This is a genomic window from Chitinophaga sp. NPDC101104 (assembly GCF_050277495.1).
In the GTDB taxonomy this organism is placed as follows: Bacteria; Bacteroidota; Bacteroidia; order Chitinophagales; family Chitinophagaceae; genus Chitinophaga.
On record NZ_JBNNSF010000004.1, the window covers coordinates 69,075 to 84,235 of the forward strand.

Here is a 15,161-nt window from a genome sequence, read left to right on the forward strand (position 1 = left end):
CTAAAACAACCCTTGGCATGCCGTCCGTCGAAATACTCAGCCGCATTCAGTTCGCCTTCACCATCGCTTTCCATTATATCTATCCCCCGCTCAGCATAGGGTTGGGCGTTTGCCTCGTTATCATGGAAGGCATGTACCTGCGCACGGGGATCAAAATGTATGAAGACATCACCCGTTTCTGGATCAAGATCTTTGCCCTGATTTTCGGGATCGGCGTGGCCACGGGTATCGTTATGGAGTTCGAGTTCGGCACCAACTGGGCCACTTATTCGCGGTATGTCGGCGATATTTTCGGAAGCGCCCTCGCCGCCGAAGGCATTTTCGCCTTCGCCCTGGAATCCGGCTTCCTCGGTATCCTTATTTTCGGCTGGAACCGCGTCTCCAAAGGCGTCCACTTCTTTTCCACCATCATGGTCGCTCTCGGCTCCATGTTCTCCGCCGTATGGATCGTGATCGCCAATTCCTGGCAGCAAACGCCCGCCGGCTACGTCATCGAAGGCGAAGGGCTCATGGCCCGCGCTGTGATCACGGACTTCTGGGAAATGGTATTCAACCCTTCTTCCATGGACCGCCTCTCCCACGTGATCATCGGCGCTTTCCTCGCCGGATCGTTCCTCGTCATGAGCGTTGGCGCTTATTACATCGTCCGCAACCGGTTCGTGGAAGCGGCGAAGGCCATGTTCAAGGTAGGCCTTTCCGTAGCCGTGATCGCCGCGCTGGCACAGTTGTTCACCGGCCACCGCTCCGCCCATTACGTAAGCGAATACCAACCCGCCAAACTTGCGGCCATGGAAGGGCATTGGGACAGCTCGGCCGTTGCGCCCATGTACCTTTTCGGCTGGGTCGACAATGAACGGGGGAAAACGACGGGGCTCGGTCTGCCCGGGGGCCTGTCCTTCCTCACCCACGGCTCCTTCAGCGCCCCCGTAACCGGGCTGGGCGCCTTCCCGAAAACGGAACGGCCCACGGCGGTGAACTTCGTGTTCCAGAGTTACCATATCATGATCGCCATCGGTATGATATTGATTGCCATGACGTTACTGGCCGTGTATTACCTGTGGCGAAAACGGCTGTTCAACAAAAAATGGCTTATGACCCTCTTCATCTGGGCCGTGCTGCTGCCGCAGATCGCCAACCAGGCCGGCTGGTACGCGGCCGAAGTGGGCAGGCAGCCCTGGGTGGTATATGGCCTCCTCCGCACGTCGGACGCGCTGAGCAAAGACGTAAAAGCCAACCAGGTCGTGTTCAGCCTCGTACTCTTCACCCTCGTGTATACGCTGTTGTTCATTTTGTTCATTTATCTGCTCAATAAGAAAATCCAGCACGGCCCGGCCATGACGCACAACGAAGAAGAGGAAAGCGACGAATTCTCGAAGCGCAATATCAAGCAACTGCAAAATCCCGAACACTAAACACCTCAAAACGCAAGACATGGAAACGATCTTAGGACTGGACCTGCCCACACTTTGGTTCCTCGTGATCGGGGGGCTGATCACCGGCTACGGCGTGCTCGACGGGTTCGACCTCGGCGCCGGGGCGCTCCATCTTTTTTTCAATAAGGAAGAAAGCCGGCGTATCGCGCTGAACGCCATCGGCCCGGTGTGGGACGGCAACGAGGTGTGGCTCGTGATTGCGGGAGGCGCCCTGTTCGCGGGGTTCCCCCTTGTTTACGGCACCATCCTGTCGATCTTCTACGTACCGTTTATGCTGTTCCTCGTGGCATTGATCTTCCGCGCCATCTCGATCGAGTTCCGCAGCAAGGAGCCCATGGCCTGGTGGCGGAAGATGTGGGATGTGAGCTATATGGCGTCGAGCACGCTGATCACGCTGCTGTTGGGCCTGGTACTGGGGAACCTCATCCACGGGCTGCCCATCAACGAAAAACATGAGTTCACCGGCGACCTGCTGACGTTCTTCAATCCATACGCCCTCCTCATCGCCATTACGACCCTGTCGCTTTTCATGCTCCACGGCGCCATTTACCTCGTCATGAAAACCGAAAACCGGCTCTACGCCAAGCTGACGGTGCTGGTCAACAACTGCAGTAAATTCTTCATCCTCTGCTTCATCCTTTCCTCGATGGTAACGCTGATCTACATTCCGCATATGACCGACGAGTTCAAGAAGAACCCCTGGCTGTTTGCCCTGCCTTTGCTGGCCGTGCTCACCGTGCTCAACATCAAGCGGAACATCGATGCGCGGAAATATTTCACCGCCTTCGTCTTCTCCAGCTGCATCACGGCTATTTTATTGATCCTCTTCGCCATCGGGCTCTATCCCAACATCGTCATCAGCACCACCAACCCGGCGTACAGCATCAGCATCTACGAAGCCGCATCTTCCGCTAAATCATTGAAAATCATGTTATTGATGGCCGCGATCGGCACCCCGCTCGTGATCTCCTACACCATTTTCGTGTTCTGGACCTTCCGTGGCAAGGTAAAACTCAATGAAATGAGCTACTGACGGGGGTTTCGGGCAAAAAGAAGCCCCGGCAAGGAATTGCCAGGGCTTTACCATTTAACCTAACTATATGCTGTAACAGCAACTAGTTCCTTGAATATTTTGAGGGGATAACTTGCGCCGTTTATTAGTTAGACGTCGAACTATAAAAATACATGCGTGTTAAAACATCTTTTTTTTAGAAAAGCTGCGAAACACCAGATTCTTAGTCTTTATGGCAATAAGATGCCTAAAAAGGGTGAAAAGTTTAATCGGGGACTATTTCCCGGGAAAAATTTGTCTTTACATTTGAAGCATGAACCGTATCGACCGTTTAACTGCTATTCTTGTACAGCTGCAGGGGAAGAAAATCGTGAAAGCGCAGGAGATCGCAGACAGGTTTGACATCAGCCTGCGCACCGTTTACCGCGACGTTAAAGCCCTCATGGAAGCCGGCGTGCCCATCGGGGCCGAGGCGGGAACGGGATATTATATCGTGGACGGGTACCATCTGCCGCCCGTGATGTTCGACCGGAGCGAGGCCGCCGCCCTGCTCACCGGCGAAAAACTCATGGAAAAACATAGCGACCGCTCCAACCACCAGCAGTTCAGCTCCGCCATGCAAAAGATCAGGGCCGTGCTGCGGGGCAGCGATAAGGATTTCCTCGAATCGCTCGACGAAAACATCGCCGTGCTGCACGACCGGCGGAGCAACGACGAACAAGAGTTTCCCAACCGCTTCCTGAGCGACATCCAGGCAGGGCTGGCCAACCAGAAAGTGCTGGCCGTGGAATATTACTCCTTTTACAGCGACAGCACCAGTCACCGCGAGATCGAGCCCATCGGCATTTTCCATATGAACAGCAGCTGGCATCTCATCGGCTGGTGCCGACTCCGCAACGATTACCGCGATTTCCGGGCAGATCGTATCAAGACCCTGCACCTCACGAACCAGGGGTTCGACAAATCGAAACGGATCACTTTACAACAATACATCACAAAGGAATTTGAGGCCGATCCCGACCAACCGAGCCTGATCAAAGTGCGTATTTCGCACGATGTGGCGCGCTGGCTGGGGCAACAGAAATACCATTACGGATTTGTACAGGAAAAGATGGAAGAGAATTATGTGGAGATGGATTTCCTGTACCGCAGTCTTTCCTACTTTGCGCGGTGGCTGCTGATGTTGGGGAAACATGCGGAAATCGTGGAACCGGACGATCTGAAGATCATCATCCGCCAGCAGATTTCCGAATTAAGCGAACATTACTCCTGACATACCGTTGTCACACCGGCCTGTTTCCTTTGCATAAACGACAGTCATGCAGAAAACAGATCTCAACAAAGAACTTCGACAATATTACCGGGCGCGGTCTACCCCGGAACTGGTCAGCATCGCGCCCGGTCAGTTCCTGACCGTGGAAGGTACGGGCGATTGCCATGCCGGGGAATTCCGTTCCAAGATCAAAACGCTTTTGGCGACGGCGGCCAATGTCCGCAAGATTTCCAAATTACAGGGCAACGATTTCCGGATACCCGCGCTGGAAGGTTATTGGTGGGCGAGCAACGGCGAGCCTTTTCCGAACGTAATGGCTTCCGAATGGAACTGGAAACTGGCGATCCAGATGCCGGCCTTCGTGAGCCGGGGCGATTGCCGGCAGGCGGCGGCATTGGCGGGCAACAAGAAGCTCCCTTTCCTCGACGCGCTACGTTTCGAAGCGATGCCCCCTGCGCTGGCGGTGCAGCTGCTGCATACCGGCTCCTATTTCGAAGAGGAAGCTTCCGTGGCCAGGTTGCATCAATACATCCGCCAGCACCACCTGGAAGTGAACGGCGTGCATCATGAAATCTATCTGAACGATCCGGGAAAAACGCCGCCGGATAAACTGAAAACGATATTGCGGCTGAATGTGAAGGCGGGGTGATTATTTTTCGTCACCGCCGATGCCGAGTAGCTCGATGGCTTGGGATGCAGCTATCTGGCTGGCATCTTTTTTATTGAAGGCTTTGCCGGTGCAGATGAGCTCGCCGTCGAGCATGGCGCCAACGGTGAAGATGCGGCGGCCATTGTCCATCTGTTCTTCGATGAGCTCGAACTCGAGGGTTTTACCGTTTTTATTGGCCCAGCCGTAGAGTTTGTTCTTGTGGTTCATCTCCACGATTTCGAGGGCTTCGAGGTCGATGTAGGGAACGAGGATGCGTTTGTGGACGAACTGTTTGGTCTGGTTATATCCGCGATCGAGGTAAACGGCGCCTACGAGGGCTTCGAGCGTATTGCCGAAGATCTGGGAGATTTTGAGGAACGAGTTGTATTTGTCGTAGATCGTGAGCTTGCGGAGGCCCATTTTAATGGCGATATCGTTGAGCTGCTGGCGGTTCACGATTTTTGACCGCATTTCGGTGAGGTAGCCTTCGGTTTTGTAGGGGTATTTTTTGAAGAGATAGTCGCCGATAATGGCGCCGAGGATGGCGTCACCAAGATATTCCAGGCGCTCGTTGCTCTCAAGGAATTTCTCCTTGCTGGAACGGTGGCTCAAAGCAACTTCGTACAAAGCCAGGTTGCCCGGGTGGAACCCGAGGAGGTTGTAGAGGTCTTTGTACAGTTTCTTTTTCCCGTATAAAATTTTATATAGGAATCCTGGAAGTAGTCTCACACAATCAAGGAACAAATTTTTTGAAAATAACGGAGGCGTTGTGCCCGCCAAACCCGAAGGTATTGCTGAGCGCCGCTCTCACTTCTCTTTTTTGTGCAACGTTAAAGGTGAAATTCAGCTTGGCGTCGAGCTGGGGATCGTCGGTGAAGTGGTTGATGGTGGGAGGTACGAGACCTTCCAGAATGCTCTTGATGATCGTAATGGATTCCACGGCTCCGGCAGCCCCGAGCAGGTGCCCGGTCATGGATTTGGTGGAGCTGATGTTGAGATCGTAGGCAGCTTCTCCAAATACCTGTTGAATGGCCTTTACTTCCGCAATGTCGCCCAGCGGAGTAGAAGTACCGTGTACATTGATGTAGTCGATTTCTTCCGGTTTGAGGCCGGCATCTTTGAGCGCCTGTGTCATCACATTCATGGCCCCGAGCCCTTCGGGATGGGGAGCGGTGATGTGGTGTGCGTCTGCAGATGCGCCGCCGCCGGCGAGCTCGACGTAGATTTTCGCCCCGCGGGCCATGGCATGTTCGTAGCTTTCCAGCACCAGTGCGCCGGCGCCTTCGCCCATTACAAAACCGTCGCGGTCGAGATCGAATGGCCTGGAGGCCGTTTTGGGATCGTCGTTCCTTTCGCTGAGCGCCTTCATGGCGTTGAAACCGCCTACGCAGGGCTCATTGATGATGTTTTCGGAACCACCTGAAATGACAACGTCCGCTTTTCCGTAGCGGATGGTGTACATAGCTTCGATGAGGGCATTGGTGGCGGATGCACAGGCAGATACCACCGAAAAATTAGGCCCCCTGAAACCATGACGCATGGATATATGCCCTGCGGCAATATCCAGGATCAGCCGGGTGATCAGGAAAGGACTGAAACGCGGCGTTCCGTCCCCGGAATGGAATTCCTTTAACTCATTCGAGAAGTTGATCATCCCGCCTACACCCGTACCCCAGATCACGCCAACCCTGTCAACATCCACGGAGTTGCGGTCGATTTTCGCGTCCGCAACTGCCTGATCGGCTGCTATGACGGCGGTTTGCGTGAACGGGTCCATTTTGCGCGCGTCCTTCTTATCCATGAATTGGGTAGGATCGAAGTCTTTCAGCTCACAGGCAAAACGGGTCTTGAATTTGGAAGCATCAAACTGCTTGATATAATCAGCGCCCGATACACCGTTCGCCAATCCCTGCCAGAAAGATTCCACGGAATTGCCGAGCGGTGTCAGCGCGCCTAAACCTGTAACGACTACTCGTCTTGGTTGCATTAAAACAGTTCTGATTGTTGGATTATTTTACGTGTTCTTCCAGGTAAGCTACTGCCTGGCCAACAGTGGTGATAGTTTCTGCTTGTTCGTCAGGAATGGAGATGTTGAATTCTTTTTCGAATTCCATGATCAGTTCTACCGTATCCAAAGAGTCAGCGCCCAGGTCGTTGGTGAAAGAGGCTTCAGGAGTTACCTCGGCTTCGTCAACGCCTAATTTGTCAATAATGATCTTTTTAACTCTTGATGCAATGTCTGACATAATTTTAAGTGTTTTTGGTTTAAAACTTGACTGCAAAAATATAATTTTTATTCAATTGCCAAGGATTCGGTAGAATTTTAACCCAGATTTTCCATTTGCTTAACAACAATGAACTCCAAGATAAGCCACAGCACTGGATTACAGCTTTCACCGCATACACGCGGCCAAACATATGACTTCCCTTTTTCATCCTTGAAAACCCCGCTTTCGCCCGCTTTTCTCCCCTTTTTTCTCCCATCCCCATCCTCCCCTCGCCACACCCCGCCTACCCCGCCAACTGCCCTTTTGTCGGTTCCCCGAAGCCGCGCTTCCCATCCCCTCCCCTTTATTTCACCCCTTACCTCGATAACGCTTCCCTCATCCCCCAATTCCCCCATAATTAGCTGTTACGACATACAAGTTGACCATTCAGCCCCCGATTTCAGCCACTTAACCATAATTAAAACCGGAACGGGAACGCGATAACGTCCAATTATTAAATTTGTCCGGCTTCGAAATCCCTTAACTTGCGGGGGATGGATTCCACGTCCCGATCCCCGGACCGAAAAACCGATAGCGGTTACTAAACTTTATATAGACTGAAACATGCGAAATAAGACCTTACGAATTATTATTCTATTCCTGGTTCTGGCTGCAGCCGGCTTCTTTATTTACAAGCTGACCGCAAAAACCGACGCCAAACCCGGCGCGCCTTCCGCCGGCGCCCGCCCTGCCGGCAAACCCATCATGGCCGATGCCTATGTAGTAAAACCCGTAAAACTCGACGAAATCATCGAAGCATCCGGCACCCTCCAAAGCAACGAAGAAGTAGAGCTCAAACCCGAGATCACCGGCCGTATCACTAATATATATTTTAAAGAAGGCGCCAAAGTCGCCAAAGGCACCCTGCTCATCAAGCTGTACGACGGCGATATCCTCGCCCAGCTCCGCAAGCTCGAGCTCCAGCGCGAGCTCGCCAAAACCACCCTCTCCCGCCAGGAATCCCTCCTCAAGATCAACGGTATCTCCCGGCAGGACGTAGACGTGACCACCAACCAGGTAGCCGCCTACGGCGCAGACATCGAATATAACAAGGCACAGCTCCAGAAAACGGAGATCCGCGCCCCCTTCAGCGGCACCATCGGCCTCCGCAACGTGTCTGAAGGCGCCATCGTAGGCCCCACCACTATTATGACCACCCTCCAGCAGCTCGATCCCCTCAAGATCGACTTCGCTTCACCCGAAAAATACCGCAACGCCATCCGTAAAGGCGACCCGGTTACCTTTTCCGTGGCCGGAGACACCGTCCGCTACCGCGGCTCCATCTACGCCATCGATCCCAAGATCGACCTGGCCACCCGCAGCGTGAAGATCCGCGCCATCGTGCCCAATCCCAACGGTACCCTGTTCCCCGGATCGTTCGCCCGCACTTCCATCCAGCTGAAAGACAATCCCAACGCCATTATGATCCCCTCACAGGCCGTGATCCCCGGGACCCGGTTCAAACAGGTGATCGTGGCAGATAGCGGCAAAGCCAGGTTCGTAAACGTGGAAACCGGTATCCGCAACGAAAACAACGTGCAGATCACCAGCGGCCTCCAGATCGGCGACACCGTCATCACCACCGGTATCCTCCAGCTGAAACCCGGAATGCCCTTTCAATATAATAAGGTGCAATAGTGCGCTGCCCGAAACAGCAGCGGTTCCCAGAACTTAACAACGAAACGCATGAGCTTACCCTCCATATCGCTTAAAAGGCCCGTACTCGCCATCGTGATGAACATCATCATCGTGATCTTCGGCCTGGTCGGGTTCACCTTCCTCGGGGTGCGCGACTTCCCCGCCATCGACCCGCCGGTGGTGAACGTCCGCACATCCTACCCCGGCGCCAACTCCGACATCATCGAAACCCAGATCACCGAACCGCTCGAAAAAGCGATCAACGGTGTGGCCGGTATCAAAAATATCTCCTCCCTCAGCTCTCAGGGCTCCTCCAACATCACGGTGGAATTCGAGCTGAGTGAAGACCTCGAAGCCGCGGCCAACGACGTGCGCGACAAAGTTTCCCAGGCACAGCGCAACCTGCCCAACGACCTGGAAGCCCCGCCCGTGGTATCCAAAGCCGACGCCAACTCGGACGCCATCATTTCCATGACCGTCCAGTCTAACACCCGCAACCAGCTCGAAGTCACCGAGTACGCCACCAACGTGCTCCTCGAACGGCTGCAGACCATCCCCGGCGTTTCCGCCATCCAGATCTGGGGCGAGAAGAAATACGCCATGCGCATCTGGATGGACCCCGCGCGCCTTTCCGCCTACTCCCTCACGCCGGGCGACGTACAGCTGGCCCTCCAGCGCGAGAACGTGGAACTGCCTTCCGGCAAGATCGCGGGCAACGCCACCGAGCTGACCGTGCGCACTTTCGGACGGCTGGATACGGAAGAGGAATTCAATGAACTGATCATCAAGAACGTCAACGGCGCCGAAATCCGGCTCCGCGATGTAGGCCAGGCCGTCCTCGGCCCGGAAAACGAGGAAACGCAGCTGAAGGAATCGGGCATCCCGCAGATCGCGCTGGCGCTCATTCCGCAGCCTGGCTCCAACTACGTGGCCATCGCCGAAGAGTTCTATAAAAGATACGACCAGCTGCAACAGGAGGTGCCGGAAGACATTTCCCTCAACATCGCCATGGACAATACCGCCTTCATCAAGAAGAGTATCCATGAGGTGCAGGAAACGCTCATCATCGCACTGGTACTGGTAATCCTCATCGTGTACCTGTTCTTCCGCGACTGGCTCATGGCCCTCCGCCCCATCGTGGACATTCCCGTGTCGCTCATCGGCGCGTTCTTCATCATGTACATCTGCGGGTTCACCATCAACATCCTCACGCTGCTGGCCATCGTACTGGCTACGGGGCTCGTGGTGGACGACGGTATCGTGGTCACGGAAAACATTTATAAAAAGATCGAGCTGGGCATGCCGCGTATGCGCGCTGCCAAGGAAGGTTCCGAAGAGATATTCTTTGCGGTGATCGCCACGTCGGTAACGCTGGCGTTCGTGTTCCTCCCCATCATCTTCCTGCAAGGGTTCGTGGGCAGTCTGTTCCGGGAATTCGGGATCGTGGTGGCCGGCGCCGTATTGATCTCGGCGTTCGTATCGCTCACGCTCACGCCCGTGCTCAACGTAAAGCTCGCCCGTAAAACGCACAAGCATTCCTGGTTCTACGAAAAAACGGAGCCGTTCTTCCAGTGGATGGAGCGAAGCTACAAGAATACGCTCGCTTCCTTCATCCAGATCCGCTGGTTCGCCTGGGTGATCATTGCGGCCTGTATCGGGATGATTTACGTGCTGTTCTCCAATATCCAGTCCGAACTGGCGCCGGTGGAAGACCGCAGCACGTTCCGCCTTTCCATCACCACGCCCGAAGGCACCGCCTATGATGCCATGGACCAATACGTGGTAGACCTGGTGGAATTCATGAAAGATTCCATCCCCGAAAAGAAAGTGATCCTTTCCGTGACGGCGCCGGGCTTCTCCGGTGCGGGCTCCGTGAACACCGCCTTCTCGTTCGTGACGCTCCCCGAGCCGAACGAGCGCCTCCGCTCGCAGAAAGACATCGTGAATATGGTGAACCGGAATATGTACCGGTTCCCCCAGGGCAAGGTGTTCGCCATCGAGCAGCAAACCATCCAGGTAGGCCGCCGCGGCGGTTTGCCCGTAGCTTTCGTGCTGCAGAACGTGAACTTCGAGAAACTCTCCGCCGTCATCCCCCGGTTCGTGGAAGAAGCTTCCGCCAACCCGGTTTTCCAGGGCGTTGACGTAGACCTCAAGTTCAACAAACCCGAGCTCCGCATCCACATCAACCGGGCAAAAGCCAGCGAGCTCGGCGTTTCGGTGGAAGATATCTCCTCCACCCTCCAACTCGCCCTTTCCAACCGCCGCTTCGGTTACTTCATCCGCAACGGTAAACAATACCAGGTAATGGGCCAGGTGTTCCGCGCCGACCGCGACGACCCCGTAGACCTGCAAAGCATCTACGTCCGCAACGCACGCGGCGAAGCCATCCAGCTCGATAACCTCGTGACCATCGAAGAGGAAACGAGCCCGCCGGTCATCTATCACTACAACCGTATGAAATCGGCCACCATCTCCGCAGGACTTGCCCCCGGCAAAACCATCGGCGACGGTATCGACGCCATGCACGCCATTTACGCCAAGCTGGAAAAGGAAAAAGTGATCGACAATTCGTTCGACACGGCGCTGAGCGGCTCCTCGCGCGACTATGCCGAATCCGGCTCCAACACGATGTTCGCGTTGCTGCTGGCACTCATCCTCATTTACCTCGTGCTAGCCGCACAGTTCGAAAGCTGGATCGATCCGCTGATCATCATGCTGACGGTGCCCATGGCGTTTGCGGGCGCGTTCCTGTCGTTGAAGCTCTTCAACCAGACCTGGAACATCTTCTCGCAGATCGGGGTAATTATGCTGATCGGCCTGGTGACGAAAAACGGGATCCTCATCGTGGAATTCGCCAACCACATGCGCGACGCCGGCCGGGAGAAATCAGACGCGGCGATCGAAGGCGCGGTGATGCGCCTGCGGCCGATCCTCATGACTTCGCTCGCCATGGCGCTGGGCGCGCTTCCCATCGCGATGAGCCTCGGGGCTGCGTCTACCAGCCGTATCCCGCTGGGGATCGTGATCGTGGGCGGGATCATGTTCTCGCTCGTGCTCACGCTGTACGTGATCCCCGCCGTGTATACCTTCCTCAGCCGCCGGAAGAAGAACACGGAATTCGAAGACGCGGTAACCGATTCGAAAGTACCCGAAGAGGCAGCATCCGCCGCGCACGCCTAAAATCATGCTAACAATGAAACTGAAACAGATATTCTTCTTCATCTCCCTGATCTTCGCCTGCACCGCCACCCGCGCGCAGCAGGTGCTCACGCTGGAACAGGCGATCGACCTGGGGCTGAAAAACAACTTCGATATCCGCATGGCGCGCAACGATGCGGAAGTGTCGGCCAACGACAACGCCTACGCCAACTTCGCCTTCGCGCCGCGCATCAACGGCACCGCCGCCCAAACATGGACCAACACCGCCACCAAACAGGAATTCGGCAACGGCACCAAACGCGATACTTCCGGCATTAAGAACAAACAGCTGCAGGCGGCCGTCAACCTCAACTGGACGCTGTTCGACGGCCTCAAGATGTTCGCTACGCGCCAGCGCGTTCAGGCCATCGAGATCCTGGGCGAACTGGCTGTCCGCAACCAGGTCGAGAATACGATCGCCAATATTATCAACAGCTATTACAACATCGCGCAGCAAAAACAGCAATTGCGCGCCCTGGCCGAGCAGATGTCCATTTCCGACGAACGCGTGAAACTTTCCGACGCCAAGTTCCAGACCGGGCTTGCGCCGAAAACGGATTGGCTCCAGGCGAAAGTGGACTACAACGCCCAACGCGCCAACTGGCTCCGCCAGCAAACCGTCATCGAGCAAAGCAAAGCCGCGCTCAATCAACTGCTTGCCATCGCCGACGAAAGCGTGAACTACGATGTGCTCGACACCATTCCGCTGAACCTCCAATACACCTACGGACAGATCCTGGAAAACGTCAACCAGACGAACCCCCAGCTGCAGATCTCCCGCCAGAACCTGGAAATTTCACGGCTGACGCTGAAGGAAAGAAAAGGGGATTTTTTCCCGGTGCTGTCTTTCAACTCCGCGTATAATTTCAACCAGTCGCGCGCGAGTGCCGCCATCAACCAGTTCAGCCCCGTGTTCAACCAGAACCGCGGCTTCAACTACGGCTTTTCCGCCACGGTGCCCATTTTCAACGGCCTTAACGCACATCGCCAATACAAAGCCGCGAAGCTCGATATCGAATACCAGCAACTCGCCCTCGATAACCAGGCCTCGCTGGTGCAATTGCAACTGCGCAACGCCTATCGCGATTACGAGTACTACAAAATGGCGCTGGAACTGGAACAGGAAAGCGTAGACCTCGCCCGCGAAAACACCATGGTGGCGCTGGAGCGCTTCCGGCAAGGGGTTTCCACCACGCTGGAAGTGAAAGAAGCCCAGCAAAGCCTCGAACTCGCCGCTTACCGCCTCATCCAGGCGCGCTACAACACGAAAGTGGCCGAAACGGAGCTCATGCGGCTCAAAGGCGGATTACTGAAATAATCTCCAAAACAGATATGAACGAAAAATCCCGTCCAGCTACCGCCGGACGGGATTTTTCTTAACGGCAAACGCCCGTCGGCTTGCGGCTGGACGGGCGTTTGCTTATGTTGAAAAATCTTAGTTGGAAGAATCCTTCCTCAATTCGCCGCGCTGTTTTTGCCAGCGCTCGTACGATTGTTTGATGAACAGCAGCAGATCGTATTCCGTGGCGTTCAGCAGGAAGTTGTAAGGCGGGCGGTAGGCGAGCATGAACGAATCCAGCTCGGGGCTTTCCAGTTTGGTGATTTTGGCCACCAGGTCGGGATTGTAACGGTAGTCGATATGTTTTTCCTCTTCCCAGTATTTGAGCTGTTCGCCGAATTTCTCGCGGCGCTTGCGGGCTTTGCTGGGAACGAGGTAGGTGAGCGCGGTGATGGGGTTGGACGGCAGTGTTTTCAGCACGTCCAGCGCGCCGGGGCGCTTGTACCCGAAATAGCGTTCGTATTCTTCGCGGATGGCGAGGGAGTCCTGTTTATAGATGCGGCCACGGATGTTGATGCCCTGGAGCCCCATGATATGGCGCTTCATTTCCACGTTACGGGTGGCGGAAATGCCGGGCGCCACGTAGGCGGTGCGCACATAGCTGATACTGGAAAATTCGATGGTGTCTCCAGGCAGCGCCTCGATGTAATAGCGGCCCGTTTCACCGGAGATCGCGCCCATGTTGCTGCGTTTGTTCCAGACGGTAACGCCGGGGAGCCCCGTGCGCGTGTCCGCATCGGTGATCATACCCATCAACCGGACAGCCTGCGCGCTGGCTTCCTGCAGTCCGATCAGGCATAAAACACCCGCCGCCACAGCGTATCTTAACAGAAATTGCTTCATACTATGCTCTCAAATTTAACGTTCCGGGCTCAAATGAAACGTTAAAAATAATTTATAAGCCTGACGCTTTTGGCATAATTTCGGGAAACTCCTGAAATTCAAGCCATGGCCCGTAAAATCGTCTTTTCCACGCAAAGGTACCAATATCTCAGGGAGCGGCTGCTCGCCATCGCGCCAGACACCTGGGAACCGGGGCTCCTTTCCATCCGCGATTTCCCCGACGGCGAACACTATCACCGTATAACCTCCAACGTTAGCGGGAAGGAAGTGGTTTTGATCGGCGGAACGATAGACGATAAGGAAACCCTCGAACTGTTCGACATCGCCAACGGCTGTATCCAGTACGGCGCCCTCTGCGTCAACCTCGTCATCCCCTATTTCGGCTATTCCACCATGGAAAGGGCCGTGCAGTACGGGGAGATCGTAAAAGCCAAAACCCGTGCCACGCTGTTCTCCGCCCTGCCCGCCGCTGCCAACGGTATCAAGGTGATCATGATCGATTTACATGTAGACGGAATATCGTATTACTTTGAAAGCAATGTGAGGCCGGTACACCTGTACGCTAAACACATCGTGCAACAAGCGGCATTGGACATTGCCGGCGGCCAGCCATTCGTATTGGCCAGCACCGATTCCGGCCGCGCCAAATGGGTAGAATCCCTTGCCAACGACCTCGGCGTTCCCGCGGCGTTCGTGTTCAAAAAGCGGGTTTCGGGGGAAGAAACGCATGTCACCGCCATCAGCGCCAATGTGCAGGATACGCCCGTCATCATTTACGACGATATGATCCGCACCGGCGGTTCGCTCCTCAACGCCGCACAGGCGTACCAACAGGCAGGCGCCTCTTCCATCGCGGTGATCACCACCCACGGCATTTTCGCCGGCAACGGCTTCGACCGTATCCGCGACAGCGGCATCATCACGCGGCTCATTTGCACGGATACGCACCCCAACGCCCTCCAGATCAACGATCCCATGCTGGAAGTGAGATCTGTGGCGCCGGTGATACTTGAATATTTTAACAGTAATCCAGTATAAATTCATTGCATGATTACGGAAACCGAATTGTTTGAGCGGTTGTATCGAAGTATGAAGGAAACCAGGGAACCGAATCTCGTTATTCATGCAGAAAATGAATCATTCGGCCTGGTCAGCATTTCCGAAGCAGCTTATCTGCTCGATTTCAACTCCAGGAAAGCGATATTGATCGACTCGTTTTATGGCAATCCTACCTGTGGCGTACTGGCCGAAAACGGCCACTGGGCCGCCGTTGGTGGAAATGACGGGCTGGCCGTCAGCAGGAACGGCATCGTTAACCGTTACCATGGCGTCGGCGTTTACGACATGCGCCAATCCGGCCCGGAATCGCTGCTGATCCTCGAAGATCCGTGGATGGAAGACGCCGCCATCTGGGAATTCAATGTGCGAACGGCTTTGTTGGAAAAAGTCCGCCCATTCCCCGATTACGCCCATCAGCCCTACACCGAAAACGTCATTTGGTAAACCTCC

Annotated in this window: 13 protein-coding genes; 9 read left to right on the forward strand and 4 right to left on the reverse strand. The window is 55.0% G+C overall.

All coding sequences use genetic code 11. The features are described 5' to 3' along the window. Positions 1–17 precede the first annotated feature (17 nt). The 4 genes from ACQKLP_RS24050 to ACQKLP_RS24065 all read left to right on the forward strand — a co-directional run bounded on the left by ACQKLP_RS24050 (position 18) and on the right by ACQKLP_RS24065 (position 4,367). Positions 18–1,412 carry a cytochrome ubiquinol oxidase subunit I gene (locus ACQKLP_RS24050; protein ID WP_427325597.1) on the forward strand — a complete coding sequence of 465 codons (1,395 nt, stop codon included), beginning with the start codon at positions 18–20 and terminating at the stop codon, positions 1,410–1,412. Positions 1,413–1,431: 19 nt separating this feature from the next. Continuing rightward, positions 1,432–2,466 carry a cytochrome d ubiquinol oxidase subunit II gene (gene cydB, locus ACQKLP_RS24055; RefSeq protein WP_427325599.1) on the forward strand — a complete coding sequence of 345 codons (1,035 nt, stop codon included), beginning with the start codon at positions 1,432–1,434 and terminating at the stop codon, positions 2,464–2,466. Between the two features lie 292 nt (positions 2,467–2,758). After that, entirely contained in the window at positions 2,759–3,718 is a 960-nt protein-coding gene (locus ACQKLP_RS24060; protein ID WP_427325601.1) for a helix-turn-helix transcriptional regulator, read from the forward strand. Positions 3,719–3,764: 46 nt separating this feature from the next. Beyond that, complete coding sequence (locus ACQKLP_RS24065) at positions 3,765–4,367, forward strand: GyrI-like domain-containing protein (protein WP_427325602.1); 603 nt, start codon at positions 3,765–3,767, stop codon at positions 4,365–4,367. Here the strand turns inward: ACQKLP_RS24065 and rnc are convergent, their stop codons facing one another. Genes rnc through ACQKLP_RS24080 form a run of 3 tightly spaced genes read right to left on the reverse strand, consistent with a single transcriptional unit; the run spans position 4,368 to position 6,613 of the window. Beyond that, positions 4,368–5,096 carry a ribonuclease III gene (rnc, locus tag ACQKLP_RS24070; RefSeq protein WP_341841787.1) on the reverse strand — a complete coding sequence of 243 codons (729 nt, stop codon included), beginning with the start codon at positions 5,094–5,096 and terminating at the stop codon, positions 4,368–4,370. Between the two features lie 4 nt (positions 5,097–5,100). Next, the gene (gene fabF, locus ACQKLP_RS24075) at positions 5,101–6,354 is read right to left on the reverse strand and encodes a beta-ketoacyl-ACP synthase II (protein ID WP_427325604.1); all 1,254 of its coding nucleotides are present in this window, start codon (positions 6,352–6,354) and stop codon (positions 5,101–5,103) included. Between the two features lie 22 nt (positions 6,355–6,376). Continuing rightward, the gene (locus ACQKLP_RS24080; protein ID WP_012788038.1) at positions 6,377–6,613 is read right to left on the reverse strand and encodes an acyl carrier protein; all 237 of its coding nucleotides are present in this window, start codon (positions 6,611–6,613) and stop codon (positions 6,377–6,379) included. A 585-nt stretch (positions 6,614–7,198) separates the two neighbouring features. On the opposite strand from ACQKLP_RS24080, the gene ACQKLP_RS24085 reads away from it, so the two are divergent. Genes ACQKLP_RS24085 through ACQKLP_RS24095 form a run of 3 tightly spaced genes read left to right on the forward strand, consistent with a single transcriptional unit; the run spans position 7,199 to position 12,788 of the window. Further along, a complete protein-coding gene (locus tag ACQKLP_RS24085; protein WP_427325606.1) occupies positions 7,199–8,272 on the forward strand; it encodes an efflux RND transporter periplasmic adaptor subunit in 1,074 nt (357 codons plus the stop codon). Between the two features lie 48 nt (positions 8,273–8,320). Further along, the gene (locus ACQKLP_RS24090; protein ID WP_427325607.1) at positions 8,321–11,452 is read left to right on the forward strand and encodes an efflux RND transporter permease subunit; all 3,132 of its coding nucleotides are present in this window, start codon (positions 8,321–8,323) and stop codon (positions 11,450–11,452) included. Between the two features lie 13 nt (positions 11,453–11,465). Then, positions 11,466–12,788, forward strand: coding sequence for a TolC family protein (locus ACQKLP_RS24095; protein WP_427325609.1), 1,323 nt, complete (start codon positions 11,466–11,468; stop codon positions 12,786–12,788). Between the two features lie 117 nt (positions 12,789–12,905). On the opposite strand, the gene ACQKLP_RS24100 is transcribed toward ACQKLP_RS24095, so the two are convergent. Next, complete coding sequence (locus tag ACQKLP_RS24100; RefSeq protein ID WP_427325611.1) at positions 12,906–13,652, reverse strand: carboxypeptidase-like regulatory domain-containing protein; 747 nt, start codon at positions 13,650–13,652, stop codon at positions 12,906–12,908. A gap of 105 nt (positions 13,653–13,757) precedes the next feature. On the opposite strand from ACQKLP_RS24100, the gene prs reads away from it, so the two are divergent. Both prs and ACQKLP_RS24110 read left to right on the forward strand, forming a co-directional pair. Then, entirely contained in the window at positions 13,758–14,690 is a 933-nt protein-coding gene (gene prs, locus ACQKLP_RS24105; protein WP_427325613.1) for a ribose-phosphate diphosphokinase, read from the forward strand. Positions 14,691–14,699: 9 nt separating this feature from the next. After that, entirely contained in the window at positions 14,700–15,155 is a 456-nt protein-coding gene (locus ACQKLP_RS24110; protein WP_427325615.1) for a hypothetical protein, read from the forward strand. Positions 15,156–15,161 lie beyond the last annotated feature (6 nt).

Excerpts from the sequence above, each read along its gene's own strand:
- ACQKLP_RS24050 (WP_427325597.1), top strand. The coding sequence starts at position 18 with ATGCCGTCCGTCGAAATACTCAGCCGCATTCAGTTCGCCTTCACCATC.
- cydB (WP_427325599.1), top strand. The coding sequence starts at position 1,432 with ATGGAAACGATCTTAGGACTGGACCTGCCCACACTTTGGTTCCTCGTG.
- ACQKLP_RS24060 (WP_427325601.1), top strand. The coding sequence starts at position 2,759 with ATGAACCGTATCGACCGTTTAACTGCTATTCTTGTACAGCTGCAGGGG.
- ACQKLP_RS24065 (WP_427325602.1), top strand. The coding sequence starts at position 3,765 with ATGCAGAAAACAGATCTCAACAAAGAACTTCGACAATATTACCGGGCG.
- fabF (WP_427325604.1), bottom strand. The coding sequence starts at position 6,354 with ATGCAACCAAGACGAGTAGTCGTTACAGGTTTAGGCGCGCTGACACCG.
- ACQKLP_RS24080 (WP_012788038.1), bottom strand. The coding sequence starts at position 6,613 with ATGTCAGACATTGCATCAAGAGTTAAAAAGATCATTATTGACAAATTA.
- ACQKLP_RS24085 (WP_427325606.1), top strand. The coding sequence starts at position 7,199 with ATGCGAAATAAGACCTTACGAATTATTATTCTATTCCTGGTTCTGGCT.
- ACQKLP_RS24090 (WP_427325607.1), top strand. The coding sequence starts at position 8,321 with ATGAGCTTACCCTCCATATCGCTTAAAAGGCCCGTACTCGCCATCGTG.
- ACQKLP_RS24095 (WP_427325609.1), top strand. The coding sequence starts at position 11,466 with ATGAAACTGAAACAGATATTCTTCTTCATCTCCCTGATCTTCGCCTGC.
- ACQKLP_RS24100 (WP_427325611.1), bottom strand. The coding sequence starts at position 13,652 with ATGAAGCAATTTCTGTTAAGATACGCTGTGGCGGCGGGTGTTTTATGC.
- prs (WP_427325613.1), top strand. The coding sequence starts at position 13,758 with ATGGCCCGTAAAATCGTCTTTTCCACGCAAAGGTACCAATATCTCAGG.
- ACQKLP_RS24110 (WP_427325615.1), top strand. The coding sequence starts at position 14,700 with ATGATTACGGAAACCGAATTGTTTGAGCGGTTGTATCGAAGTATGAAG.